This is a genomic window from Azospirillum ramasamyi (assembly GCF_003233655.1).
GTDB lineage: Bacteria > Pseudomonadota > Alphaproteobacteria > Azospirillales > Azospirillaceae > Azospirillum > Azospirillum ramasamyi.
The window spans coordinates 308,707-333,521 of record NZ_CP029829.1 but is presented as its reverse complement, the minus strand read 5'-3'; the positions used below and the strand labels follow the sequence as shown (position 1 = coordinate 333,521).

At 69.7% G+C, this 24,815-nt stretch carries 25 protein-coding genes; 13 read left to right on the top strand and 12 right to left on the bottom strand.

Going from position 1 to position 24,815, the window contains the following annotated elements:
* Positions 1-67: 67 nt before the first annotated feature.
* Positions 68-331 (top strand): hypothetical protein, encoded by a 264-nt coding sequence (locus DM194_RS27965; protein ID WP_162629936.1) that lies wholly within the window; start codon positions 68-70, stop codon positions 329-331.
* 125 nt (positions 332-456) lie between these two features.
* On the opposite strand, the gene DM194_RS01490 is transcribed toward DM194_RS27965, so the two are convergent.
* Both DM194_RS01490 and DM194_RS01485 read right to left on the bottom strand, forming a co-directional pair.
* Positions 457-1,038: a polysaccharide biosynthesis/export family protein gene (locus DM194_RS01490; RefSeq protein WP_111065613.1), complete on the bottom strand. Its 582-nt coding sequence runs from the start codon at positions 1,036-1,038 to the stop codon at positions 457-459.
* Positions 1,039-1,374: 336 nt separating this feature from the next.
* Entirely contained in the window at positions 1,375-2,643 is a 1,269-nt protein-coding gene (locus tag DM194_RS01485; RefSeq protein WP_111065612.1) for an outer membrane beta-barrel protein, read from the bottom strand.
* A 382-nt stretch (positions 2,644-3,025) separates the two neighbouring features.
* On the opposite strand from DM194_RS01485, the gene DM194_RS27960 reads away from it, so the two are divergent.
* The 6 genes from DM194_RS27960 (at position 3,026) to DM194_RS01460 (ending at position 8,932) form a co-directional block, all read left to right on the top strand.
* Entirely contained in the window at positions 3,026-3,199 is a 174-nt protein-coding gene (locus tag DM194_RS27960) for a hypothetical protein (RefSeq protein ID WP_162629946.1), read from the top strand.
* Positions 3,200-3,584: 385 nt separating this feature from the next.
* Entirely contained in the window at positions 3,585-4,025 is a 441-nt protein-coding gene (locus tag DM194_RS01480; protein ID WP_111065611.1) for a MarR family winged helix-turn-helix transcriptional regulator, read from the top strand.
* 161 nt (positions 4,026-4,186) lie between these two features.
* Entirely contained in the window at positions 4,187-5,485 is a 1,299-nt protein-coding gene (locus DM194_RS01475) for an ABC transporter substrate-binding protein (RefSeq protein ID WP_111065610.1), read from the top strand.
* Between the two features lie 149 nt (positions 5,486-5,634).
* A complete protein-coding gene (locus DM194_RS01470) occupies positions 5,635-7,467 on the top strand; it encodes an ABC transporter permease (RefSeq protein ID WP_111065609.1) in 1,833 nt (610 codons plus the stop codon).
* On the top strand, positions 7,464-8,222 hold the full coding sequence (locus DM194_RS01465) for an ABC transporter ATP-binding protein (protein WP_425457261.1): 759 nt from the start codon (positions 7,464-7,466) through the stop codon (positions 8,220-8,222). The genes DM194_RS01470 and DM194_RS01465 overlap by 4 nt, the downstream gene beginning before the upstream one ends.
* The gene (locus tag DM194_RS01460) at positions 8,219-8,932 is read left to right on the top strand and encodes an ABC transporter ATP-binding protein (RefSeq protein ID WP_111065608.1); all 714 of its coding nucleotides are present in this window, start codon (positions 8,219-8,221) and stop codon (positions 8,930-8,932) included. Before DM194_RS01465 ends, DM194_RS01460 begins: the two co-directional genes overlap by 4 nt.
* 56 nt (positions 8,933-8,988) lie before the next feature.
* Here the strand turns inward: DM194_RS01460 and DM194_RS01455 are convergent, their stop codons facing one another.
* From DM194_RS01455 to DM194_RS01425, 7 genes are all read right to left on the bottom strand, one after another.
* The gene (locus DM194_RS01455) at positions 8,989-10,014 is read right to left on the bottom strand and encodes an ABC transporter substrate-binding protein (RefSeq protein WP_111065607.1); all 1,026 of its coding nucleotides are present in this window, start codon (positions 10,012-10,014) and stop codon (positions 8,989-8,991) included.
* Between the two features lie 49 nt (positions 10,015-10,063).
* Complete coding sequence (locus DM194_RS01450; RefSeq protein ID WP_111065606.1) at positions 10,064-10,891, bottom strand: ABC transporter permease; 828 nt, start codon at positions 10,889-10,891, stop codon at positions 10,064-10,066.
* Positions 10,884-11,657, bottom strand: coding sequence for an ABC transporter ATP-binding protein (locus DM194_RS01445; protein WP_111065605.1), 774 nt, complete (start codon positions 11,655-11,657; stop codon positions 10,884-10,886). The genes DM194_RS01450 and DM194_RS01445 overlap by 8 nt, the downstream gene beginning before the upstream one ends.
* Before the next feature lie 183 nt (positions 11,658-11,840).
* On the bottom strand, positions 11,841-12,173 hold the full coding sequence (locus DM194_RS01440; protein WP_111065604.1) for a hypothetical protein: 333 nt from the start codon (positions 12,171-12,173) through the stop codon (positions 11,841-11,843).
* Positions 12,174-12,242: 69 nt separating this feature from the next.
* Positions 12,243-13,391 carry an ABC transporter permease gene (locus tag DM194_RS01435; RefSeq protein WP_111065603.1) on the bottom strand — a complete coding sequence of 383 codons (1,149 nt, stop codon included), beginning with the start codon at positions 13,389-13,391 and terminating at the stop codon, positions 12,243-12,245.
* Complete coding sequence (locus tag DM194_RS01430) at positions 13,388-14,251, bottom strand: ABC transporter permease (protein WP_111065602.1); 864 nt, start codon at positions 14,249-14,251, stop codon at positions 13,388-13,390. Before DM194_RS01430 ends, DM194_RS01435 begins: the two co-directional genes overlap by 4 nt.
* Positions 14,244-15,095, bottom strand: coding sequence for an ABC transporter ATP-binding protein (locus DM194_RS01425; protein WP_111065601.1), 852 nt, complete (start codon positions 15,093-15,095; stop codon positions 14,244-14,246). Before DM194_RS01425 ends, DM194_RS01430 begins: the two co-directional genes overlap by 8 nt.
* Before the next feature lie 592 nt (positions 15,096-15,687).
* Here DM194_RS01425 and DM194_RS01420 point away from each other — a divergent pair.
* A complete protein-coding gene (locus tag DM194_RS01420) occupies positions 15,688-16,317 on the top strand; it encodes a hypothetical protein (protein ID WP_111065600.1) in 630 nt (209 codons plus the stop codon).
* Positions 16,318-16,350: 33 nt separating this feature from the next.
* Here DM194_RS01420 and DM194_RS01415 read toward each other — a convergent pair whose 3' ends face one another.
* Positions 16,351-16,614, bottom strand: coding sequence for a DUF3126 family protein (locus DM194_RS01415; protein WP_014246850.1), 264 nt, complete (start codon positions 16,612-16,614; stop codon positions 16,351-16,353).
* A 304-nt stretch (positions 16,615-16,918) separates the two neighbouring features.
* Here DM194_RS01415 and DM194_RS01410 point away from each other — a divergent pair, with 304 nt between their 5' ends.
* Positions 16,919-18,640 carry a caspase family protein gene (locus DM194_RS01410; RefSeq protein ID WP_246024311.1) on the top strand — a complete coding sequence of 574 codons (1,722 nt, stop codon included), beginning with the start codon at positions 16,919-16,921 and terminating at the stop codon, positions 18,638-18,640.
* Between the two features lie 50 nt (positions 18,641-18,690).
* On the opposite strand, the gene DM194_RS01405 is transcribed toward DM194_RS01410, so the two are convergent.
* The gene (locus DM194_RS01405; protein WP_111067660.1) at positions 18,691-21,216 is read right to left on the bottom strand and encodes an ankyrin repeat domain-containing protein; all 2,526 of its coding nucleotides are present in this window, start codon (positions 21,214-21,216) and stop codon (positions 18,691-18,693) included.
* A 217-nt stretch (positions 21,217-21,433) separates the two neighbouring features.
* Here DM194_RS01405 and DM194_RS01400 point away from each other — a divergent pair, with 217 nt between their 5' ends.
* Positions 21,434-22,345, top strand: a complete 912-nt coding sequence (locus DM194_RS01400) for an ROK family protein (protein ID WP_111065598.1) — start codon at positions 21,434-21,436, stop codon at positions 22,343-22,345.
* Between the two features lie 193 nt (positions 22,346-22,538).
* The gene (locus DM194_RS01395) at positions 22,539-22,763 is read left to right on the top strand and encodes a hypothetical protein (RefSeq protein ID WP_246024240.1); all 225 of its coding nucleotides are present in this window, start codon (positions 22,539-22,541) and stop codon (positions 22,761-22,763) included.
* Positions 22,764-22,889: 126 nt separating this feature from the next.
* Here DM194_RS01395 and DM194_RS01390 read toward each other — a convergent pair whose 3' ends face one another.
* Positions 22,890-23,168 (bottom strand): hypothetical protein, encoded by a 279-nt coding sequence (locus DM194_RS01390; protein ID WP_111065596.1) that lies wholly within the window; start codon positions 23,166-23,168, stop codon positions 22,890-22,892.
* Between the two features lie 531 nt (positions 23,169-23,699).
* On the opposite strand from DM194_RS01390, the gene otsB reads away from it, so the two are divergent.
* Together otsB and DM194_RS01380 are read left to right on the top strand one after the other, a co-directional pair.
* Positions 23,700-24,488 carry a trehalose-phosphatase gene (gene otsB, locus DM194_RS01385; protein WP_111065595.1) on the top strand — a complete coding sequence of 263 codons (789 nt, stop codon included), beginning with the start codon at positions 23,700-23,702 and terminating at the stop codon, positions 24,486-24,488.
* Between the two features lie 88 nt (positions 24,489-24,576).
* A complete protein-coding gene (locus tag DM194_RS01380; protein ID WP_111065594.1) occupies positions 24,577-24,813 on the top strand; it encodes a hypothetical protein in 237 nt (78 codons plus the stop codon).
* Positions 24,814-24,815 lie beyond the last annotated feature (2 nt).

The window sequence follows — 24,815 nt, the reverse complement described above, 5'->3', positions numbered from 1 at the left end:
CGGCCGATCGCAGCGGTTTGTGTGGGCATCCGACCCACCTCACAGCAGCTTGTGTGAAAGGCCGATCATGACAAAGCCCCAGCGTCCCGAGTCGGGCCGTGACACGCCCACCACTCCCAGCGCGGAGGCCAACCGGATGCGCGCGGACATCGACCGCGGGCTGACCGGCGACAAGGTTCCGGCCACCGATCCTGCGGCGGCACCGCTCGGCACCGACGACGAGGCCGCCGGTACCACCCCGCCGCATGGCATCTCCCGCGATCGGGTGGTTCCGCCGAACCAGCGCATGCCGCCGGGACAAAAGAAGGGCGGCGATACGCTGGACACCTGATCGCCGCCGCCGGCACTCACCCCATGACGAAAAGCCCGGCCGGGACATTCTCCCGGCCGGGCTTTCCGCTGCTGGCTTCGGCGATGCCCGCCCGGGCTCCGAAAACCTTCCCGACCGCTCCGGGCTCAGAAATAGCGTTCCGGCACGCGGACCACGTCATCCGGCATCACCGAGGTGGTGATCGGCGCCCGGCGGATTTCCTTCTTGGGATCGGCGCCGCGGGTGATGAGGACGTAATCCTCCTTGGCGCGATAGGTGTAGCCGCCGGCCATCGCCACCGCCGACAGGGCGGTCATGCCGTTGACATACTGGTACTGGCCGGGATTGCGCACTTCACCCAGGATGAAGAAGGGACGGTGGTTCAGCACCTCCACGCTGACCTTGGGATCCTTCACATAGCCGGCGGCCAGACGGGTGGAGATCTCCTTCTCCAGATCGCGGGTGCTGCGATCCTTGGCCGAAACCTCGCCGATCAGCGGCATGGCGACCTTGCCGGTGCCGTCGACGCGGAACTCGCCGGACAGTTGCTCCTCACCGAAGACGATCACGCGCAGCGCATCGCCGGCACCCAGACGGTATTCGCTGATCTGGGTGGCGTTGGCGGTTTCCAACGGAGCGTCGTTGCCGGCGCAGCCGACCATGGCGACGGCCAGCGCGGTCAATCCGATCCCCTGGCCCAGCGCACGGATCACATGACGTCGATTCATCCCTAAACCCTTTCCCTGGCTGGTGGATGCCTGCCGCTGCGCCCGGTTCGGCCCGATGGAGCGGCTGTGGGGGCCCGCTCCATTCACCGGTCGTTTCTGCGGCGGCGCCCCTTGGTCACGCACCTTGAATTCGGGTGGAGACTAGCAACTCGCAAGCGCTTGGGAAAAAGTGGAGAGGAATTACCGCCTTCGGATCTCTCCAGTACATCGCCCCGGATAGTAAAAATTGGCATAAGAAAAGGGCGCCCGTCATAGAACGGACGCCCTGCACTGTTCAGCGGAACCTTTAGGCCCTTTGGCTGGACTTCCCCGATCGGCGGAGCCAGGGCCGCCGGATTACATCTGTGCGCCGACCCGCAGGAAGATCAGGTTGTCGCTGTATTCGACGGCGCTGACGTTGGAATTGCGCTTCTCGTAGGTGTAGCCGCCGGTCAAGAACAGGTAGCGGTTCATCTGGTAGGTGCCGCCGACGCCGGCCGTATAGACCTTGTCGTCGCGGTTGATGCCGTTGAACTTGTCCTGGCGGTACTGCAGCCGCCCGTTCAGGACCAGGGTGCGCAGCAGTTCGTGATCGACGCCGAGGGCGAAGACGGTGCGGGTATAGCTGGACGCGGTGCCGAAGCCCGGGCTGGCCGTGGTTTCACGCACCTGCCGGCTGCTGGTGGCGGTGATGGAGGTCAGCTGCGTGACCGCCCAGTTCAGGCGTCCGCCGAAGGACAGGCCGCTGAAGTCCGACAGCTGCGAATCCTTGTAGTTGCGGACCAGATAGCCGGCGAAGACCTCGCCGGTGATCAGGCCGGTCAGATCGGTGGCGAGGCCGCCGACCACCTCGTAGCCGTTCGAATCGCGGTCGATGCCGAAGGTGTCGCGGTCGTTCTTGTGGCGGGTCCAGGAATAGGTGCCCTGGACGAAGGCCTCGTAGCCCTCGATGAACTCGTAGCCGACACGGCCGACCGTGGCGTATTCCCAGCGGTCGCGGTCCTCCTGGTTGGCGATCCCGCCGCCGGTCAGGTCGACGTCGTTATAGGAGTTGTACTGGGCGGAACCCGACAGGCGGGCGCGCAGGCGGTTGAAGCGCTGGTTGTAACCGACCTCGCCGCCGCTGGTGTAGTAGACCACCGGCTCCGCATAGCCCGACAGGGTGTTGATGTCGCCGCGGCCTTCATGGTTGCGGCGGTGGAACAGCTGGCCGTCGAGCGCGCCGCCCTTGTTCACGTCGTAGCGGCCGGACGCCAGCAGGGCATAGTCGGTGTAGTTCTCGCTGGAATATTCCTGGTAGCGGCCGGCGTCGGCCGAAGCCGAGAAGTTCAGGGCATGGGTCGCGAAGTCGGACCGGATGTCGACCCGCGGGCGGACGGTCCAGATGACGTCGTCCTTGTGGTCGTCGCGGGTGGCGAAGACGTTGGTGTCGTAGGTGGCGCCCGCTTCCACCCGCGGCAGGAACAGGAAGGAGCCCGCGCGCAGGCCGAGCTGCTCGACCTCCGGCCGGCGGCGCTCCAGCACGGTTTCCCCACGCTGCAGGTCATCCTGGGCGGCGGCGGGAAGCGACGTCAGCCCGGTCGACGCGAGAGCGAGGGCGAGAATGGAAAAGGTGCTGGTCTTCATGGAGTCACCGCGCTTGGCTGGGTTCGGTCGGCTCACTGGGCCGGGATTCCGGCTCCTTGGTGGGAATGCCCGCCGGCCCCCGTCGGGACCGGATGCGGACACATCCTCGGCAAAGACACAACAAGGCGTGCTTGCCATGCAACAGTGAAGCCCGCGTCGCCCCGCTTTTGCGCCGTCCTGTGGTGTGGCCGCAACAAAAGCCCGCAGTCGACAGAGAACAATCACTGCAAAGACCCGATTGATTCCGCCGCTTTTTCAAATGGTTCTAAGATAAAGGTCATAGATCGCGGCGGCTGGACTGACCATACCCTGATGTGCCGTTTGGAACCGGCCGGCCGGCACCGGGTTGTTCATGGCGATTCCTGATCAGGAAAGGTGCCTCATGACACGCCGACTCGATACCCCGCCGCCGCCGCGCTCCACCAAGCGCCCGCCAGACGCCACCACCCCGCCCTACACGCCGGGCGGCGTGACGCCCCCGACGGGCGAGGGCGCGGAAAGCCCCGACGAGAAGACCGCTCCGCCCGACAGCTATCCGCCCAAGCGGAAACCCTGAGAAAGAGAAACCTCACGAAGACGAGCGCCCGACAAGGACAGCCCGCCGGCACGGACGGCCCCGGCGACGATCTGTTCCGGCATCGCAATCACCGTTCCTTGGGGCGTCATCAAGGCATGGCGTCCTTACCGGACCCTTTGGGCCTTCTTTTGCTGCCCGCAGCATGGCGGGGGCATCGCTGTGGCTCTATGACGCATCTGCGAATGTTGCCCTGTGGCCATTGCCTTCCCTACGCTTTCCATGAGGAACGCATAATGGACGCATCGGATGGCGACAGGCGGCAAACGCCGCGCCATCCCTGCCCACGCAGCCGGGAGCGGCGGTCCGTGCCCGCCCCAGCCTTCGCCCCGGATCGAAGGCGGGCGCGAACCACGGGCCCGCTGCCATGGACGACTTCGGACGACCGCCTCCCGACGACTACCAGTTGGCCGGCCAGGTTCACCACCGCCTCCGACGTGCGTACCAACGCGCCTCGGCCATCTTCATCGACCTGATCGGCGATTCGCTGCTGACCCCCACCCAATGGGCTGCGCTGGCCACCCTGTATGCCGAAGGCGCGCTGTCGCAGAACCAGCTCGGCCGGCTGACCTACATGGATCCGGCGACCACCCAGGGCGTGATCCTGCGGCTGGTGGAGCGCAATCTGGTCGAACGCCACCCCGACCCGCAGGACCGCCGCCGCACCAGCGTCAGCCTGACGCGGATCGGGCAGGCGCTGGTCATCGACCTGATGGCGAATGCCGCCGCCGCCCATGAACGGACGCTGGAACCCCTGTCGGAGGCGGAACGGGCGCAGTTCCTGGCGCTGCTGGCCCGGCTGATGTGACACGGGGCGGCGTCCGCCGGAACGCAAATCGGGCATGGACGCGGGAAAACACCCGATCAGGCGGTGACTTTTGCGCGGGGTTTGCTATGAACGCGGTGTGTTGCGTCGCACCGCGACCCGGACACGCCGCTGGTCTCTCAATGAACCGGGGTCCCCGCAGGATGAAGCACCGCCGCCCGACCGCCTCGCCGCTGGCGAAGCCCCTCTTCCCGGCCGCTCTGTTCGCCGCCGTGTCATTCGCAACCGTCACCGCCACGCTGGCGGGCATCGGCATGACGGCCGCCCCCGCGGCGGCGCAGTCGGCGAAAGAGCCGGCGACCTTCTCCGGCGCACCGGTGCGGGTGGGCGAGATCAACAGCTATACCGGCCTGCCCGCCTTCACCGTCCCCTACCGCCAGGGCTGGCAGCTGGCGCTGGAGGAGATCAACGCCCAAGGCGGCGTGATCGGCTGCTGCGAATTGCAGGTCGTCTCCCGCGACGACGCCGGCAAGCCCGACGATGCGGTGCGCGTCGCCCAGGAACTGGTGACGAACGAGGCGGTCGATGTACTGGCCGGCACCTATTTCTCGCATATCGGGCTGGCCGTCGCCGATTTCGCCGCGCGCAACAAGATGCCCTTCGTCGCGGCGGAGCCGCTGACCGACGCCATCACCTGGTCGAAGGGCAACCGCTACACCTTCCGCCTGCGCCCCAGCACCCACATGCAGGCGGCGATGCTGGTGGAGGAGGCCGCGAAGCTGCCGGCCAAGCGCTGGGCCACCGTCGCGCCCAACTACGAATACGGCCAGTCGGCGGTGGCGGTGTTCAAGCAGCTGCTGAAGGAGAAGCGCCCGGACGTGGAGTTCGTGGCGGAGCAGTGGCCGGCCCAGGGCAAGCTGGAGGCCGGGCCGACCGTCCAGGCGCTGGCCGCCGCCAACCCGGAGGCGATCTTCAACGTCACCTTCGGCGCCGATCTCGCCAAGCTGGTGCGCGAGGGCGAAGGGCGCGGCCTGTTCCGCAACCGCCAGGTCGTCAGCCTGCTGACCGGCGAACCGGAATATCTGGAGCCGATGAAGGACGAGGCGCCGGAGGGCTGGATCGTCACCGGCTATCCCTGGGACCAGATCGACACCCCCGCCCACAACGCCTTCGTCGCCGCCTACACCGCCCGGTTCAAGGATTCGCCCAAGCTGGGCTCCGTCGTCGGCTACACCACGATGAAGGCGATCGGCGCCGCGATCACCAAGGCCAAGTCCGCCGATGCCGAACCGATCGTCGATGCGCTGGCCGGCCTGACCATCGACAGTCCCTTCGGGCCGGTGACCTTCCGCGCCTCCGACCATCAGGCGACGATGGGCGCCTATGTCGGCGTCACGACCGTGAAGGACGGCCGCGGCACCATGAAGGACTGGCGCTATGCCGACGGCGCCAACTACCTGCCGCCGGACGACGTGGTGCGCAAGATGCGGCCGGCGGAGTAACGCCGCAGGCTTCGACCGCCCCCTCCTATCCTCCCCCGCTGGGCGGGAGAGGGACTGCCGCAGAAGGCCGACAAAGCTCCAATCCCCTCCCCCGCCCAGCGGGGGAGGGTTAGGGTGGGGGCAAGAGTCCGCACCGAAACGACGAATCCATGTCCTTCCTCATCGTCCAGGCCCTCAGCGGGCTCGCGACCGCGGCGACGCTGTTCCTGGTGTCGTCGGGGCTGACCATCGTGTTCGGCGTGACGCGGATCGTGAATTTCGCGCATGGCTCCTTCTACATGGTCGGCGCCTATGCCGGCTGGTCGCTGATCGAGCGGTTCGGCGGCACGCCCGCCGGCTTCTGGGGCTCGGTCGCCGCCGCGGCGCTGTTGATGGGCGTTCTCGGCGCCGCGATGGAGATCGGGCTGCTGCGCCGGCTCTACCGCTCGCCCGAACTGTTCCAGCTGCTGGGCACCTTCGGCGTGGTGCTGGTGGTGCAGGACCTGACCGCCTGGGCATGGGGGCCGGAGGATCTGCTGGGCCGCCGCGCGCCGGGGCTCAGGGGTTCCGTGGATATACTGGGACAACCCTTCCCGCTCTACGACCTCGTGCTGATCGGTCTCGGGCCGCTGGTGCTGGGGCTGTTGTGGCTGCTGTTCAACCGCACCCGCTGGGGCACGCTGGTGCGCGCGGCGACGCAGGACCGCGAGATGACCAGCGCCCTGGGCGTCGATCCGGCGCGGCTGTTCACCGGCGTGCTGTTCCTCGGCTGCGCCCTGGCCGGGCTGGGCGGCGCGCTGCAGGTTCCGCGAGAGGCGGTGAACCTGCACATGGACATGTCGATCGTGGTGGAGGCCTTCGTCGTCGTCGTGGTCGGCGGCATGGGCAGCCTGACCGGCGCCTTCCTCGCCTCGCTGCTGATCGGGCTGTTGCAGGCCTTCGGCATCCTGGTCTTTCCGCAGATCACGCTGGTGCTGGTCTTCCTGTTCATGGCGGTGGTGCTGGTGCTGCGCCCGCACGGCCTGCTCGGCCGGGCCGAGGAGGCGCCGCCGACGGCACCCGCCGCCGTCACCGTTCCGCTGTCCGCCCGCCGCCATGCCGGGGTTTGGGCGCTCGCTCTGCTGGCGGTCATGGCCTCGGCACCGCTGGTCGCCGGCGACTATGCGCTGATCCTGCTGACCGAGGTGGTGATCCTCGCCCTGTTCGCCGCCAGCCTGCACCTGCTGATCGGGCTGGGCGGGCTGGTGTCCTTCGGTCATGCGGCATGGTTCGGGCTGGGCGCCTACGGCTCGGCCCTGCTGGTCAAGCATCTGGGTGCGCCGATGCCGCTGGCATTGGCCGGCGCGCCGGTCCTGGCCGGGGTGGGGGCGCTGGTGGCGGGCTGGTTCTGCGTGCGGCGCTCGGGGCTCTATTTCGCCATGCTGACGCTGGCTTTCGCGCAGATCGTCTGGTCGATCGCCTTCCAATGGTATGCCGTGACCGGCGGCGACAACGGCATCCTCGGCGTCTGGCCCTCGGCCTGGGCGGCGGGCAAGGCCGCCTATTACTGGCTGACGCTGGCGCTGTGCGGCGGGGCGCTGTGGCTGCTGCGCCAGGCGGCCTTCGCCCCCTTCGGCTATGCGCTGCGGGCCGGCCGCGACTCGGGGTTGCGCGCCGAATCGGTGGGCATCGACGTGCGCCGCTTCCAATGGATGGCCTTCGTGCTGGCGGGCACCGCGGCGGGACTGGCCGGCGGGCTCTACGCCTTCGCCAAGGGCAGCGTCTTTCCCACCCTGCTGGCGGTGCCGCAGTCGGTCGATGCGCTGGTGATGGTGCTGATGGGCGGCATCCAGACCGTCGCCGGGCCGCTGGCCGGCGCGGTGGCCTTCCACCTGCTGGAAGCCGAGGTGATGAGCATGACCGACTGGTGGCGGCTGGCGTTGGGCCTGATCATCATCGCGCTGGTGCTGGTCTTCCCCAAGGGGATAGTCGGCTTCCTGTCCGGCTTCAGGAGGCGGGCATGAGCGAGCTGCCCATGAGCGAATTGGTGGTGCACGACCTGCAACGCTCCTTCGGCGGGGTGCAGGCGGTCGGCGGCGTGTCCTTCACCCTGCGCTCCGGCGACCTGCTGGCGCTGATCGGCCCCAACGGTGCCGGCAAGAGCACCTGCTTCAACCTGCTGAACGGCCAGCTGCGCCCCGATTCGGGATCGGTCAGGCTGGACGGCACCGAACTGGTCGGGCTGCCACCCCGGCGCATCTGGGCGCTGGGGGTCGGGCGCACCTTCCAGATCACCGCGACCTTCGCCTCGATGACGGTGGCGGAGAATGTGCAGATGGTGCTGCTGTCGCGCGCGCGCCGGCTGTTCGGCCTGTGGCGCCCGGCCGCCGCCCAGTTCCGCGAACCGGCGCTGGCCCTGCTGGATCGCGTCGGCATGGCCGCCCAGGCGGATCGGCCCTGCGGCGTGCTGGCCTATGGCGACGTGAAGCGGGTCGAGCTGGCGATGGCGCTGGCGAGCGAGCCGACGGTGCTGCTGATGGACGAGCCGACCGCCGGCATGGCCCCGGCCGAACGCCTCGCCCTGATGGCGCTGACGGCGGAGCTGGTGCGCGAGCGCGGCCTCGCCGTGCTGTTCACCGAACATGACATGGACGCCGTGTTCGGCCACGCCACCCGCGTGATGGTGCTCGACCGCGGCCGGCTGATCGCGGAGGGCCCGCCGGATCAGGTGCGCGCGAACCCTCGCGTGCAATCCGTCTATCTGGGAGGCGAGGCGTGAACGAACCCCTGCTGACGGTGGACGGCCTGCAGGCCTGGTACGGCCGCGCCCACATCCTCGACGGCATCGCCCTGACCGTCGGGCGTGGCGAGGTGGTGGCGCTGATGGGCCGCAACGGCGCCGGCAAGACCACCACGCTGAAGGCGATCATGGGGCTGGTGGAGCGGCGCGCCGCCGCCCTGCGCTTCGACGGGCGCGACCTGTCCGCCCTGCCGGCCCACCGCATCGCCCGGCTCGGCGTCGGCTATGTGCCGGAGGACCGCCACATCTTCGCCGACCTGACGGTGGAGGAGAACCTGGAGGTCGGCCGCCAGCCGCCCCGCCCCGGCGCGCCCGCCTGGACGCCGGAGAAGCTGTTCGCGCTGTTCCCCAACCTCGCGGAGATGCGCGGGCGGCGCGGCACGCGGATGAGCGGCGGCGAGCAGCAGATGCTGACGCTCGCCCGCACGCTGATGGGCAACCCGTCGCTGCTGCTGCTGGACGAGCCGTCGGAAGGGCTGGCGCCGCTGATCGTGAAGCAGATGGCCGACGCGGTGCGGCGCCTGAAGGCGGAAGGGCTGTCGGTGCTGCTGTCCGAACAGAGCCTGTCCTTCGCCTCGGCGGTCGCCGACCGCGTCTGCGTCATCGAGACCGGCCGCCTGCGCTGGACCGGCGCGATGGCGGAGTTGATGGCGGAGGATGGGGTGAGGGCGGCCTATCTGGCGGTGTGATGCCGGCGGCGGTCAATGATGACAACCGCGCTGACGACCGCCCCCTCCCCGGCTTTTCACTGCCCGGCGACGCTGAGGTCCATCACCGACTTCGGGTCCAGCGCCTTGTCGACCTGGCCTTCGGACTGCCAGAACTTCACCTGGTTGACGATGTCGTCCACCAGCAGGCGGGCCTGCGGATCGACATAGGGCAAGCCGGCGGCGACGATGTCCGGCTTCTGCTTGGTGGCGTCGGCGATGATGCTCAGCAGTTCGTCATAGCCGGGGCCCTTCACCGGAGCGCCCGAGGCGTCCTTGCCGTTGAAGGCGGCGTGGTATTCGACCAGCGCGGTCTTGTAGGCGCGCATGAACTTTTCCACCAGCGGGCGGCGGTCCTTCATCGTCTTCGGCGACGTGAACAGGGCGCCGAGCTGCCACGGCGTCTCGTCGCCGACCCAGCCCAGGATCTTGCCGGCGCCGTCGGCCACCAGCTGCCGCGAGACGGTGGACGGCGCGATGACGGCGTCGACCTGCCCGCCCTTGAAGGCGGCGACCATCTTCGGCACGTCCTGCAGCGGCACCATGGTCACGTCCTTGACCGTGAAGCCATGCTTCTGCGCCAGCAGCCCGATCATGTAGTGGAAGGTCGAGCCGACCGTGGTGATGGCGATGCGCTTGCCCTTCAGGTCGGCCGGCGCCTTCAGCCCGGCGTCATAGGCCGCATTCGTCGCCACATAGGCGCTGAGCGGGAAGCCCGGCTCGTCGCGGCTCTGCGCGGCGATGATTGTGACGGCGCCCTTCGAGGCGAGGTTGTAGAAGCCGGCGGTCAGGCCGGTGACGCCGAAATCGGCATCGCCCGAGGTCACGGCGACCGGCACCTGCTGGGCCGAGGTGAACATCTTCAGCTCGACGTCCAGCCCTTCCTTCTCGAAATAGCCCTTGGCCTTGGCGATGAAGATCGGCCCGGAGGAGGACAGCGCCAGCACGCCGACCGTCGCCTTGTCCAGCGGCTGCGCCAGCGCGGCGGACATCAGGGTACCGGCGGCGAAGGCCGCGCCGGTGGTGGCGATCAGGGCGCGCCGGGTGAGACGGGCGAGGGTCATGGACGGAAATCCTCCCGATGGATGGTTCAGGTTTCTTGGCATGAAACGGTCAGCGCCAGTTCAGCAGACGCCGTTCGAGCTGCGACAGCACGATGCCGATGGCAAGCCCCAGCAGCGACAGCACCAGCACGCCGGCCAGCAGCGTGTCGGTCAGCATCAGGTTGCCGGCCGTCAGCACGAAGGCGCCGATGCCGTATTCGGCCCCGATCATCTCCGCCGCCACCACCAGGATCAGCGCGATGGAGGCGGTGATGCGGAACCCCGCCAGGATGCCGGGCAAGGCGCCGGGCAGGACGATGGAGCGCAGGATCGAGCGCCAGGGCAGGCCGAAGCTCTGCGCCATGCGGATCAGGTTGCGCGGCACCGAATCGATGGCGCTGTAGGTGGCGATGACGGTGGGGAAGAAGACGCCGAAGCCGATGGTGGCGAATTTCGACGGCTCGCCGATGCCGAACCAAAGGATGAACAGCGGCAGCAGCGCGATCTTGGGGATCGGGAAGAAGGCCGACACCAGCGGCACGCCCACCGCGCGGGTGGTGGAGAAGATGCCCATGGCGAAGCCGACCAGCATGCCGCCCGCCGTGCCCAGCACCCAGCCGACGGCGATGCGCGCCAGCGACGCCTCCAGGTTCAGCCACAGCGATCCGTCCGCCACCATGCCGGCCAGCGCGCGGCCGACCGCGCTCGGCGGCGGCAGGAACAGCGGGCTGGCGAGGCCGAGGCGGCTCGCCCCCTCCCATACCGCGATCAGCACGGCGAAGGCCGCCAGCGCCGCCCAGGGATGGCGCCTGACGGTGAAGCCGCCGCCGCGGAAGCGGACGGGCTGGCCCTGGGACGAAGCGGTCGAAGCCGCGGTCGGGTTCACGCTGTCAGGCACGGGCGATCTCCCGGTCGGCCATCTGGGCTTCGGCCTTCATCAGGTGCCACAGGCGCTCGCGCACTTCGGCCAGATGCGCCTGGGCCGAAACCTCCTGCCGGCACTCCCGCGGCTCCTCGATGGTGACCAGTTCACGGATGCGGCCGGGGCGGCGGCTCAGCACGCAGACACGGTCGGCCAGCCGCAACGCCTCGTCCAGATTGTGGGTGACGTAGAGGGCGGTGGTCTTCTCCCGCCGCCAAAGTTCCAGGAAATCGTCCATCAGCAGTTCGCGCGTCTGGGCGTCGAGCGCCGACAGCGGTTCGTCCAGCAACAGCATCGCCGGACGCACCGCCAGCGCGCGGGCGATGCCGACCCGCTGGCGCATGCCGCCGGACAGCTGCTTGGGCAGGGCCTTGCGGAACTCCAGCAGCCCCATGCGGCGCAGGCCGCTGTCGATGCGCTCCTGCCGCTCGGCGGTGGAGAGCGGGTGATGTTCCAGCACAAGGGCGATATTGTCCTCCACCGTGCGCCAGGGCAGCAGGGCGAAGTCCTGGAAGATGAAGGTGATGGGGTTCAGGCAGCCGTCCGGCACCTCCCCCTCCACCCGGATGGAACCGGAGGTCGGGGCGACGATGCCGCCGGCAATGCCAAGCAAAGTGGATTTGCCGCAGCCGCTGGGGCCGATCACGGCCAGGATTTCACCCTCCGCCAGCGTCAGATCGATGCCGTCAAGGACGGTCAGATCGTCATAGCGGTGGGTCAGATCGGAAACGAGAAGCCTCATCGGCGCCCTTTTTTCTTGCTTGAACATTCCGTCGGCCGGGGCCGGCTGTCCGTTTGGACTGCCACTATAGCGTGGCGATCCTGTGGCGGAGAGGGGAAAGCCATCCCGCATCCCAGCCATACGGCGGCATGACAATAGGCGGATGTCGTCAAGAGATTGTCGGCTTCGCGACAGGGGCGGCGGTCAGGCGATGCCGGTCAGCGATCCGCCCCCGCCCGGCAATTCCAGAACCTGCAGCGCGGCGGCACAGCGGCGGACGGCGGCCTCCGCCAGCGCATGGCGCTCGCCGAGACCCGCCTCCTCCACCTCGTCCGGGGTCATCGCCTGCAGCAGAACCCGCAATGTGCGGACATAGGTGCGCAGGAGCGTGGCTTCCTCCGCATGGTCGCCCAACAGCCCGGCTTGGCCGACCGTGCGCAATGCCGCCAGCTCGTTGTCCAGCGATGCCGCGGCCGTCTCGATGGCCAGCAGCGCCCGCGTCAGGCGGACATGCTTGAGTACGACGATGTCGGCCATGCCCACCTCCCCTGCCAACCGGAACGGCGAGAAGAAAGCAATGGCCGTGCCAGCGCCGTCCGGGACCGGTCAGCGCCGCCGCAACGACGGGTGCCAGGCCGTCGTCGCCCGTTCCAGCAACGCCAGGCCGCCGTAGAAGACGGAGCCGGTCAGCGCCGCAACAGCGATGGTGGCCCAGACGATGTCCAGGTTCATCCGCGCCACCTCGGTGGAGATGCGGAACCCCATGCCGACCACCGGCGTGCCGAAGAACTCCGCCACGATCGCGCCGATCAGCGCCAGGGTGGAGTTGATCTTCAACCCGTTGAACAGGAACGGCAATGCGTTCGGCAGCCGCAGCTTGACCAGCGTACGGCCATAGCCGGCGCCGTAGGAGCGCATCAGGTCGAGCTGGATGCGCTCCGAGCTGCCGAGGCCGGCCAGCGTGTTGATCAGCATCGGGAAGAAGGTCATGACGACGATGACCGCCGCCTTCGACTGCCAGTCGAACCCGAACCACATGACCATGATCGGCGCGATGCCGATCACCGGAATGGCGCTGGCGAGATTGCCGAGCGGCAGAAGCCCGCGGGCAAGAAACGGCACGCGGTCGGCAAGGATTGCCACCAGGAAGCCGGCGCCACAGCCCATGACATAGCCGCGCAGGACGGAGGTCAGCACGGTCTGGCGGAAATCGTCCCACAGCACCGGCCCATGGACGGCCAGCGCCGAGGCGATGCGGCTGGGCGGCGGCAGCAGGATGGCAGGCACCTGGAAACCGCGCACCAGCACCTCCCACCCCACCAGCAGGCCGAGGCCGAACAGGCCGGGCACGACGACCGAGCCGGTCAAGCCCGGCACCCCGGCCAGCACCCCCATCACCCGCCACAGCAGCAGCGTCGCCGCCAGCAGGAACAGCCACAGCCCCCAGCCGGCGGACAGATCCACGCCCTCGTTCAGCAGATGCAGCGGCAGCAGCCAGGCCAGCGCCACGCCGGCCAACTCCACCCAGGCGCCCCAGACCCGTTTCGGCGCGGACCGGCCGGCAACGACCGCCAGCACCACCCCGATCAGAAACAGCGGCGCCGGCGTCCCGCCGAACCAGCCGGCGGGGTCGCCGCCCAGCGCGCCCACCGGCAGGGCCAACGCGGTCAGTGTCAACACGGCCAGGACGACCAGTCCCCAGTCCGCGGCCGTGCGCAGGCTGGTGCGGTAGGGATCGGCGGGGAGAGTGCTCATCGCCCGCCCGCCCGGCCCAGCAGGACCAGTTCCAACCCGCGCACCACGGCGATCAGCGCCACCGACAGCAGCGAGGCCATGATCAGCGCCGCCCAGATCTGCACGGTCTGGCCGTAATAGGATCCCGACAACAGCCGCGCCCCCAACCCGGCCTGCCCGCCGGTCGGCAGCTCGCCGACGATGGCGCCGACCACGCTGATGGCAACCGACACCTTGAGGCTGGCGAACAGGAAGGGCATGGAGGCCGGCAGCCGCAGCGACCAGAAGGCCCGCACCCCGCCGGCCGAATAGGTCCGCATCAGGTCGATCCACAGCGGATCGGCGGAGCGCAGCCCCTTCACCATGCCGACCGTGATCGGGAAGAAGCACAGATACATGCAGATCACCGCCTTCGGCAGCAGCCCGGTCAGCCCGATGTTGCCGAGGATGACGACGATCATCGGCGCGATGGCCAGGATCGGGATGGTCTGCGACGCGATCACCCAGGGCAGCAGGCTGGCCTCCAGCGTCCGGGTATAGACGATGCCGGCGGCCAGCAGCATGCCCAGCAGCAGCCCCATCGCCAGCCCGGCCAGCGCCGCTTCCGCCGTCACCCAGGTGTGGAACAGCAGATTGCGCGGGCTGGTCGGCGCGTAGCCGGTCAGGGAAGTCCACAGCTCCGCCGCCACCTGATCGGGGGTGGGCAGGATCGGCCGCTTCATCGCATAGGCCTGGGCCAGCACATCGCCGAATCCGGTCGGCTTGCCGGCGCGGGCCAGCGTCTCCGCCGCCTGCGGCCAGTTGAGCCACGCCGCGCCGGCATACCACGCCGCCAGCAGGAGCAGGGTCATCACGGCGACGGGCAACGCACGATCAGTCATCGTAGCTGTGCCCTTCCTTCAGCCCCTCCCGCACGCGGTGGGCGATGGCGGCGAATTCCGGCGATTCGCGGATGTCCAGCCTGCGCTCGCGCGGCAGGGAGCCGCAGTCGATCACGTCCAGAATGCGGCCCGGCCGCGGGCTCATCACCACGATGCGGGTGGACAGGAACACCGCCTCGGCGATCGAATGGGTGACGAAGACGCAGGTCTTGCCGGTCGCGCGCCACAGCTGGGTCAGGTGCAGGTTCAGATGGTCGCGGGTGATCTCGTCCAGCGCGCCGAACGGCTCGTCCATCAGCAGCAGGTCGGGCTGCAGCGCCAGGGCACGGGCGATGGAGACGCGCTGCTGCATGCCGCCCGACAGCTGCCAGGGAAACTTGCGCTCGAACCCCGACAGACCGACGCGCTCCAACTGCTCGCGGGCGCGCCGCTGCCGGTCGGCCCTGGGCACCCCCATGATCTCCAGCGGCAGCATCACGTTTCGCTCCACACTGCGCCAGGGATAGAGCGCCGGGGCCTGGAAGACATAGCCGTAGAGCCGTTTCAGCCGCGCCTGTTCCGGCGTCATGCCTTCGATGGCGATATGGCCGGCGGTCGGGCGCTCCAGATCGGCGATGACACGCAGCAGCGTGGTCTTGCCGCAGCCGCTGGGGCCGATCAGCGAGACGAAATCGCCCCGGGCGATGGTCAGGTCGACCTCGCTCAATGCCGTGACCGGCTTGTCCGCCGTGGGATAGACCAGCGAGAGCTTGCGCGCCTCCACCACCACGGGCGCGACGGATTGTTCCGAGCCTTGCCGGGGAACGGTGGTTTCCCGGACATCGAGCGGATCTGGGGAGGTCACGGGCGACGGTCCTTCGCGGCAGGTCGGGCTGAGCGGGTCGGTCTGGAAACGCCTGCTTGCACGCTATCACCGCCCCGGTTGCGGCGCCAGGGGCGCGGAACCGGGTACAGCCGGGACAACAGCGCCGGATTGCACCCTGCCGGACCGTTCTTCAAGGAGCCGCAATTGGAATGCGAATGTTCTCCCTATTTTCTCACTCGGACGGACGTGTGACATGCGAGGCCGGCAACCGAGACGAGGTGACGCGAGCGAGAGAACCCCTGAAGTGGCTCGGCCGTTTCCGGTTCAAGCTGAAGTTCGAGTTCGAAGCCGGCCTCAACAGGGACCAGGATCGGTAAAGCCGGACGTGGCGGGGCCGGGAAACCGGTCCCGCCATTCAGGAAAGCGGCTCGCGTCACCTCCTGCCCCTGAGAGCACCATGCCTTCCGCCGTTTTCAAGGCGGCGGCGAACAGCAACCCCGTCCTCGGCACGCTCCGCGGGTGCGCAGCCTTTCCGGTCGAAAGACGAAAGAACTGGACGGCCAAGGTGCCGCCGGAACAGGATCACGCCCCGCCCTAGCCCCGCCCCTGCCCCTGTACCGAACCCGCCGATATGCCAACCGCCAAGCCGCCGCCCAGTCTGGAGATCACCCGCGAAGACGGTGTCGCCGGCGCCGTCTTCGTGGCGAGGCCGGTGCTGACGCCGGTGATCCGCACCCGCTACCTGCTGATCGCCGGGCTGCTGGCGACCGGCTTCATCGCCGGAGCCGGGCTGGCGCCGGAGCAACTGTCCGACATGCTGCAATGGATCGCCATCTTCTGCGCGGTGCCGGTGCTGCTGCTGTGGGTGGTGACGCTGACGGAGACGGTGCAGCGCCGGGCGGTGCGGCTGGGCGTGACGGCGCGTGGACTGACGGTGGACGGTGCCCGCATCCATCCGCACGAGACGATCCGGGATCTGGCGCTCTACCCCATGGTCGGCGGCAAGCCGCTGTTCGTCGCCTGGATCGATCCGGCGCACGATTACGGACACAAGGCGGAGTTGAAGCTGGTCGCCGGAGACGTGCCGCCCAACGAAGCGGTCAAGGCGGAGCTGAGGGCAGCCGGCAGCCGCAACGTGCGGCTGGTCATGCACCGGCGCGGCGGGCACAAGGCGATCGTGCTGGTGCGCGGGCTGACCCTGTCGGGCGGTCAGACCCTGCTGGCCGCCCTGGCGGCGGAGCTTCGCGCTCACAGCCGCTAGGGCGTCAGGAGAAGGTCGGGGAAGAGACCGGAATCAGCGGCGCGGGATGGCCGGCGGCTCCGGCAGATCCTCTTCCAGGATGACGACGTTCAGGGCGTAGGAGATCTCGCCCTCGTCCTCGTCACGGTTCAGCGTGCCGAAGAACTCGCCATCCACCGTCACCTCGGCCGACTGGCCGGCCTTGGCCGGCGGCTCGATCACGATCTTCTGATTGCCCAGCGTCTTGCGCAGATACATCTGCACGCGGGCGATTTCGGTGTCGGACATCCGGACGGCGGACGGCTTTGCGGGCGGCATGGCGAACCTCGTTGTCTGCGAAGGAGCGTCATATAGGCGGGTTCGCCGCGAAGGGAAAGCGATACCTCGCGCCTTCGGCGAGCTTGTTCGGCGGGTTGAACCGCGGCACGCGGCGCCGGTGCGGCATTGGGCCCTTGTCCGCGCGGGGTAATGCCCGCATCGCCCGCCCCCCCAAAGAGCGGGGTTCCGCAAGGGCGGAAAAGGCTATGCTCCCGGCGGCGGCACGCAGCCCGGCGGGCGGCGGCACGATGGGTCGCGCCCTATGGGAAGCTGCCGCGAAGACGGAGGACCGAACGCCTTGACCATGATCGCCCGACCGCGCAGCGCCGCGTTTCCCACCTCCCGGCCATGGAGGCGGCTCCTTGCGGGGACCGCGCTCACCGCGGCGCTTCTGGCCGTCCTGCCTTTAGGCGCCATCGCGGCCGACGGCGGCAAACGTGTGGCGCTGGTCATCGACAATGGACGCTACAGCGGGCTCGACAGCCGGTCGGACCATGCCGCCGCCAATGCCGGCGCGATGGTGTCGGCGCTGCGCAAGGCCGGATTCTCGGTGACGCGGGCCGACAATGTCGGGCGGGTTGCGATGGAGTCGGCGCTGGAGCGCTTCCGTGAATCCCTGTCCGGCGCCGATCTGGGTTTCGTCTACTACACCGGCCTCGCCGTCGGGCTCGGGGAACGGGAGTATCTGCTGCCCGCCGACGCCGCGCCTGCGGGGGCGGAGGATCTGCCGCGCGCGGCGCTGGACCTCGACACCGTGCTGGGCGACCTGCGGGACAGCGGGCGCAAGACGGTGGTGGTGATCGATCCGGGCACGGCCGACGCCCTGGCCCAGCGGGTCGGCGGCGGCGCGCTGGGAACGCCGATGGAGGCGGACGGCCTGTTCGTCGTCTATGCCCACCGTCCCGGAGTGCCGCCGGTGCCGGCGCAATCGGCCACGGGCGCCGCCCCCTTCACCGCCGCGCTGGCCCGCGAGATGGTCAAGCCGGGCGTCACCTTCCGCGATTCGCTGGCCGAGGTGGCGCGCACCGTCGCCGAACGCAGCGGAGGGCGCCAGTTGCCGTGGCTGCAGGACCGGCTGGGCACCACGCTGGTCCTGGTGCCGGCCGTCGCCGCAGCGCCGAAACCGCCGCCCGCCCCGTCTCCCGCCACCTCCTCCCCCCCGTCTCCTGACGCGCAATCGCAGGACCAGGCCAGCCAGGCGACTAAGGAAGCGCCGCCGAAGGAGCCGCCGCCGGTGGTGACCAGCCCCAGCCTGCCGCCGGGCGAGTATGAGATGGCAAGGTCCGGCGTGCTGTTCGACCGGCCGGCGGTGGGCGCCCGCGGCATCGCGCAGCTGCCGGCCGGCGCCGTGGTGACGGTGCTGGAGGCGGTGCCGGAAGGAAGCTGGCTGCGCGTGCGGGATGAGGCCGGGCGGAACGGCTATGTCACCGCCGGGACTCTCGCCGCCCGCTTGGCCGCCCCGCCGCCGCTGGCCGCCCGTTCCCGCGGGACCGTGGAGGCCGGCCCCTCCTTCGGCGATCCGGCCGCCGAGCCGCCGTCCACCGGCAGTTCCGATCCGGTCGGGATGGAGGAGCAGCGCAGCTTCCCCGCTCCACCCCCCGGCACCGCATCCACGGAGCCCGAAGGCCCTGCGGTGGCGGCGGAGCGGCAGGCGATGCGGGCGCTCGGCGACGCCCGCACCGCGGCGGAACGGGCGCGCAGCCGGCCCGACAGCCGCTTCTGGACTCATGGCTTCGCGGCCGGCGACCGCTATGAAGGCACATGGGCGCAGCCGTCTTCGGGCTCCGGCCTGGGGCGGCCGATCCGCCAGGGGGCGGGCGTCTACCGCTTCGCCAACGGGCAGACCTACGAGGGCGAATGGTCCGGCGACCTGATGTCTGGCTATGGCGTGATGACCTTCACGGACGGCAGCCGCTTCGCCGGGCGTTTCAGCAACGGCCAGCCGGACGGGCCCGGCGTGTTCCATTACGCGAATGGCGCACAGAGCGCCGGGATGTGGCGCGGCTCCGTCCGCCTCGACCAGTGACCGGTTCGCAGGAGCCTCGCTGACCGGTACGGCCGGCCGAATGGGGCCGGTCAGCGAGGCTTCAGGGCTTCCACCACCTGGACATGCCCATGCAGCGCGCCCAGCGTCAGGGCGGAATTGCCGTTGGCATCCATGCGGTATGGGTTGGCGCCATGGTCGAGCAGCAGCTTGGCCACCGCCTCGTGCCCGTTGTTGGCGGCATACATCAGCGCCGACCAGCCATAGGCGGTGGTGCGGTCCACCATCACCCCGCGCTGGATCAGCGTGCGCGCCACCTCCTGATGACCGCGGGCGGCGGCGGCCATCAGCGCCGTCTTGCCGTCGCTGTTGGTGGTGTCGAGATCCGCCCCGCCGTCGGCCAGCGCCCGGACGACCGCGTCATGTCCGCCCCAGGCGGCGTACATCGCGGCGGTGGCCCCGTCGGAGGTGCGAAGGTCGCTGCGCGCGCGCCGGTCCAGCAGAACGCGCACCGCGTCGGTCAACCCCTGTTCGGCGGCGACCATCAGCAGGGTCTTGCCGTTGTCGAGCCGGCTGTCGGGGCTGGCGCCGCCCTGCAGCGTGCGCGCCAGTTCCGCCGGGTTGCGCAGCAGGGCCAGCACCGATTCGCGATCCTGCAGGCCCGGCGCCGCCTGCACCGGCGCCGCCGTGCTTCCGCCCGCCGTACCGGAACCGCCCGGGGCCGGACCGGTATAGGCGCGCTGCTCGCTCGCCGCGCGGATCCGCTCCGCGAGGTCCGGGCTGTTGGGCGAAACCACCTGCGCCCGTTCATAGAAGCGCTTGGTTTCCGACCAGTCGCCGTCACGCTCGGCCAGCATCGCCCAGCGGCGATAGGTCTCCTCCATGCTGGTCAGCAGTTCGGCCGCCTCGGGTGCCGCGGGCGCGATCTGGCGGATGCGCTGCACCGTCTCGTAGGCGTTGTCGCCGGGCGGCGTGGTCAGGCGTTTGCCGGCGATCTGGCGGCGGGCCTGATCGACCATCATGCGCACGCGCTGCGCGACCTCCGCGTCGGGCACGGCGGACTGCGGAACCGACGGGATCGGCGTGGCGGAGGGCTCCTCCAGCGGCGGCAGCGAGGCGGCACCCGGCGCCGCTTCCGCATTGCCCGCAGCCGGCGGGGCGGCGGCGGGAACGGCGGTCGCCGTCTGGGATAGTGCCGGCGATTGGGCCGGCGGCAATGCCGCCGTCTGCACCGGAGCGGTTTGAGCGGCGGCGGTTTGGGCCGGAGCGGTCGGCGAAGGCTGGGTTGCGGCCTGCTTCGTAACGGTCAGGGTACCGGCCGGCGGCGTGGCCGGCGGGGGCGCTGCCGGGAGCGCGGCATTGCCTTGTCCGGCCTGGACGCCGGGCGTGGCGGGCGGCTGGGCGGCAGGCGGAGTTGCGGGGGCAGCCTGCGGCGGCTCCGCGGCGGCATGCAGCCCGGCGGCGGCCGGCCCATCGGTGCCGATCAGCCCCTGCACCGTGCGCTCCACCGCATCGCGCGCCCGGCTCCAGCTCTCTTCGATCATGGCCAGGGCGCGGTCGGGGGAGGCGCCGGGCAAGGCAGTGGCGATCGCCGCACCGGCGGCACCCAGCAGCACCAGCGTGGTCAGCGCCGCACCGGCATAAAGCCCGGTCCGGCGCGGCGCCCGCATGGCGCCGATGGGCATGGCGTCCGCCGGCATGGCTCCGGGCTGCATTCCCCTTGCGGCCATCGCGTCGGGACCGCGGTCGCTCCAGTCATAGCCTTCCGACTGCTGATCCCCCGCCCAGCGGTCCACCACCCAGTCATTGGCCGGCGGCGTGGCGGCGCTCTGAGTGTGGGGCTGGGTTTGGGGCTGGGTGTGAGGCTGAGTCTGGGGCTGCGTCTGGGCCTGCTGCGGGCCGCGGCGATCCTCCCGGGCGGGGTCGGCCTCCGGCGCCGGGGGCGGAGCCGCCAGCATCGGCGCCGGCCGCGGCGCGGTCTGCGCGGTGGACATGGACGGCAACTCGTCGGGCTGGCCGCCGCCCGGCGCCATCCGGTAGATCACGCCCATGTCGCGCAGCGCATCGGTCAGCCCGGCGCGCGCCAGCGTCCCTTCCAACTCCGGCGTGCCGCAGAGAAGAACCTGGAGGAAGCGGCCGGCCGGCGTCTCCGCACGCGTCATGTCGACCAGATCGGCCAGCACCGGCGGAGCGAGCACGGTGGCGTTGTCGACCGCGAGCAGGCCGGACCCGGCCAGTTCCAGCCGGTCCTCCAGCGCGGCGATCAGCGCGTCGAAATCGTCCTCGCTCTCCCCGCCCGGCGCCAGATCGGGCAGCGCCCCGGCACCGGCGGCAGCGACAAGGTCCTCCACCTCGGCACCGACCGAGGCCGTGACCGGCAGCGCCATGGCGCCATCGGCCTCCACATGCTCCACCAGCTGCCGGAACAGGGCGGGACGGCCCGACCCGGCATCGCCGACCAGCACCAGAAGCCTCTTGCGGGCGAGGAAGGCCAGGACAAGTCCATCACGGATTTCGGCGGCCGACGGTGCGGCACCGGCGGAATCGTGAACGGGATCGTGGTGGCCCGGAGCGGCGCGCCGGGCGCGCGAGGTGTGTTTCGGGGCAGAACGGTCCATGGACATCTCGAAACGCCGATCAGTGAAGGAAGCGCTGGTGTGACTCTAGTGATGCGACTCCCAAGGCCCGACAGTGCAAAGGGCGGTAGCCCCCTCTCTTCCGGGGAGGGCGGACTGACCCTTCCGGCATGAACGCGCCGCTGGTCCGCCGGACGGGGGAGCGGTATAGGGTTGCCCCCGAAATCCTCGGCTGAACCCCATCTGGACGGCGACAGGCATGCGAGTCGGAATCGATCTGGGCGGCACCAAGATCGCGGCCGTGGCGCTCGGCGGCGACGGGACGGAACTGGCCCGCCACCGCCGGCCCACCCCCCGCGATTACGACGCCACGCTGAACGCCCTGGCGGAGACGGTGGCGGCGCTCGACCCGCAAGGCAGCGGCGGCATCGGCATCAGCCTGCCCGGCATCGTCGATCCCGCCGCCGGCCGCGTGCGCGCCGTGAACCTGCCCTGGCTCGCCGGCCGCCCCTTCGCCGAAGACCTGACGCGGCGGATCGGCCGGGCCGTGCGGATCGCCAACGACGCCAACTGCTTCACCCTGTCGGAGGCGACGGACGGCGCCGCGGTAGGGTCGGCGGTGGTGTTCGGGATCATCCTGGGCACCGGCGTCGGCGGCGGCATCGTGGTGGACGGGCGCATCCTGCCGGGGGCCAACGGGCTTGCCGGCGAATGGGGCCATGCCCCGCTGCCCTGGCGCGAGGAGGCCGACGGCCCGCCGGTGCCCTGCGGCTGCGGCAAGACCGGCTGCCTTGAAACCGTGCTGTGCGGCGCCGGGCTGTCGCGCCTGCACCGGCATCTGACCGTGGACGGCGGCACCGGCGGCACCGGCGATGCGGCGGACCCGCGGGAGATCGCCGCCCGCGCCCTGGCGGGCGATCCGGCCGCAGCCGCGACGCTGTCGCGCCATGCCGATGCGCTGGCCCGCGCGCTGGCCCCGGTGCTGAACCTGCTGGACCCCGACATGGTTGTGGTCGGCGGCGGCCTGTCCGCCTTGCCCGGACTGTGCGAATCGGTGACGCGGCGCTGGGGAGCCTGGGCACTGGCGGCCGCGCCGCGGACACGGATCGCCGTCGCCCGCCATGGCGGGGAAAGCGGGATGCGCGGCGCAGCCCGCCTGTGGCCGGAATAAGCCTCACTATTTTTGCGAGGGTGTCCGCAACCAACGGTCACAGAGTGGCACGGGACTTGCGCATTCTCCGTTCAGACCGAACGGGAATATGCCCATGATGCGGAAGAAATTGGGGACGCGGGCCACGGGGAACGGCGTCCATTTGCATTTTGCAAACCGAAACGCGACGCGGGCCGGAAAACCGGCGGCGCGTTTGCATTTTGCAAATGACTCCGGCGTCGGCCAGGGCACCGGCCGCCACCTGGAACATGCCTGCGCCAGCCTGCAGGATGCGGCGGTGGAGTTGGAGGCGGTGCTTGCCACGCTGCCCGGCGACGAGCAGGCCGATCTGCATGAGGCCATCGGCTCGATCATGGAGACGCTGCAACTGATCGCCTCGGCCCATTCCCGGCTGGAGCCGCCCATCGCCGCCGACTGAGACGGCGGTCTGGTTCGAGCATTTTCATCTGAGCCACATGGAAAAAGGCGGCCCACCGGGACCGCCCTTTTTCGATTGGCGACTTCTCGCTTGCCGCGCGGCAAAGCCGGCCGCGTCGAAGCCGACTCAGTCGGAGATGGTCTGCCAGAAGAAGAAGGCGACGGCGAGGACCATGATGGCGATGTCCATGGGAACGGCTCCTGTGGATTGCGGCGGATAGGCGTGTCGTTGAAATCTATACGACAGTTCGCGACGCCGGTGCAGTGCTTCCGTGCGCCTGCGGCGGTTTTTCACCCCCCGGACCGCAGCAAAGTCGGCAGCCGGCAAAAAAATGCAGGAAAATTTCTCAGGCCCGGCAATCTCCTGAGGCGCCGCCTCGACCGCTCTCCCAAGCCGGCGCGCCATTGGACGCCGGCGTGCCCATCATCGCATGCACGGGTGCTGAATCCTGTAATTCATTGTATTCAAATGGTTTTCTGGAGCCTGGCGATCACCTGCCCGATGCCGTGGCAGGATGCCGGCCTTCCCCCCAAGCGTCGAAAGCGTCCATGCCCCCGTCACTCCCCGGTAGATTTCCCAAGAAAAACACGGCGCTATGACTTTTGTAAGGGGTTGCCTTCCCAGGGAACTTTCTGGCAAGAAAAAGGCCGCTGAACACAGCGGCCTTGAGTTTAGGGAGGAAACGCCCAAGAAGGGCGAAGCAGCAATCGCTTGCTGCACTGCAACACTATCAGAACCCGGGGGCACCGCAACCCCCAAAGCCGGCCCCTGTTCGGGGCCGAAGCTTTTAGGGGGATCTGTTGCAGATCGGCAACGCTCAGCCGATCCTTTTTGCCGGAGCGCAAGCCGCCCGCCTGTCCCGGCCGTTACCACTCCAGTGGCGCGCCGGCCCCGGTCAGCCGCCGCATCCCTCAAGCAGCGGCGCGAGGTTTTTCCTTGACCCACTTCCCCCCCTCCGCATTGTCGGAATTCGACGCCTTCACCGCGGCCATCGCCGACCGCACCCCTGCCCTGTTCCTCGACTATGACGGCACGCTCGCCGCCATCGCGCCGCGGCCGGAACTGGCGGTGATGCCGGAGGAGGCGCGCGCGGTGGTGCGGCGGCTGTCGGCCCTTTGCCCGGTCGCCTTCGTCAGCGGCCGCGACCTCGACGATCTGGCGGCGATGGTGGCGCTGGACGATCTGGTCTATGCGGGCAGCCATGGTTTCGACCTGCGCGGGCCGGCTCTGCGCCGGCAGGTTGGTGTCGAATATGTCCCCGACCTCGACGACGCCGAACGGAGTCTGCACGACCGCCTGGACGGGATCGCCGGTGCGCTGGTGGAGCGCAAGCGCTTCGCCATCGCCATCCACACCCGTCAGGTCGCTCCGCCCGAAAAGCCCATGGTGGCGGACGCCGTGCGCGCGGTGGCGCAGGCTCAAGCCCGGCTGCGCGTGACCGGCGGCAAGGAGTTGTTCGAGCTTCGCCCCAACCTTCCCTGGGACAAGGGCCGCGCCGTCCTTGCCCTGCTGGAGACGCTGGGGCTGGAGGGGGACGGCACCGTGCCGATCTATCTCGGCGACGACGAGACCGACGAGGACGCCTTCCGCGCGCTGTCGGGGCGTGGGATCGGCATCCGGGTGATGGACGCTCCGGCGGAGACGGCGGCGGCCTGGAGCCTGCGCGATCCGGCCGAGGCGGCGGCTTTTCTCGGGCGCCTGGCGGACTGGCTGGCGGAGGGGTGATTCCGCTTCCGCGGCTGCCCCCTGCCATTCACCAACCCTAAACCCCCATGCCGCTATCCTGCCCGTTCAACCAGTTGGACAGCCTGCCATGGATATCGGACCGGCCAGTTCCGCCACGCCGTTCCGGCCGCAGGCCGGCGCGCTCGACGGCCTGCAGAATGCCCAGGCCCGCACCGAAGCGGCGTCGGCGGAGATCGCCGCGGGCAACCTCGACCCGGCGGTGGTCCTCGACCTGACCGCCGCCCGGGTGGATTTCGCCGCCAATGCCAAGAGCCTGCAGGCGACGCAGGAGAACAGCCGGCGACTGCTCGACATGCTGGCCTGAGG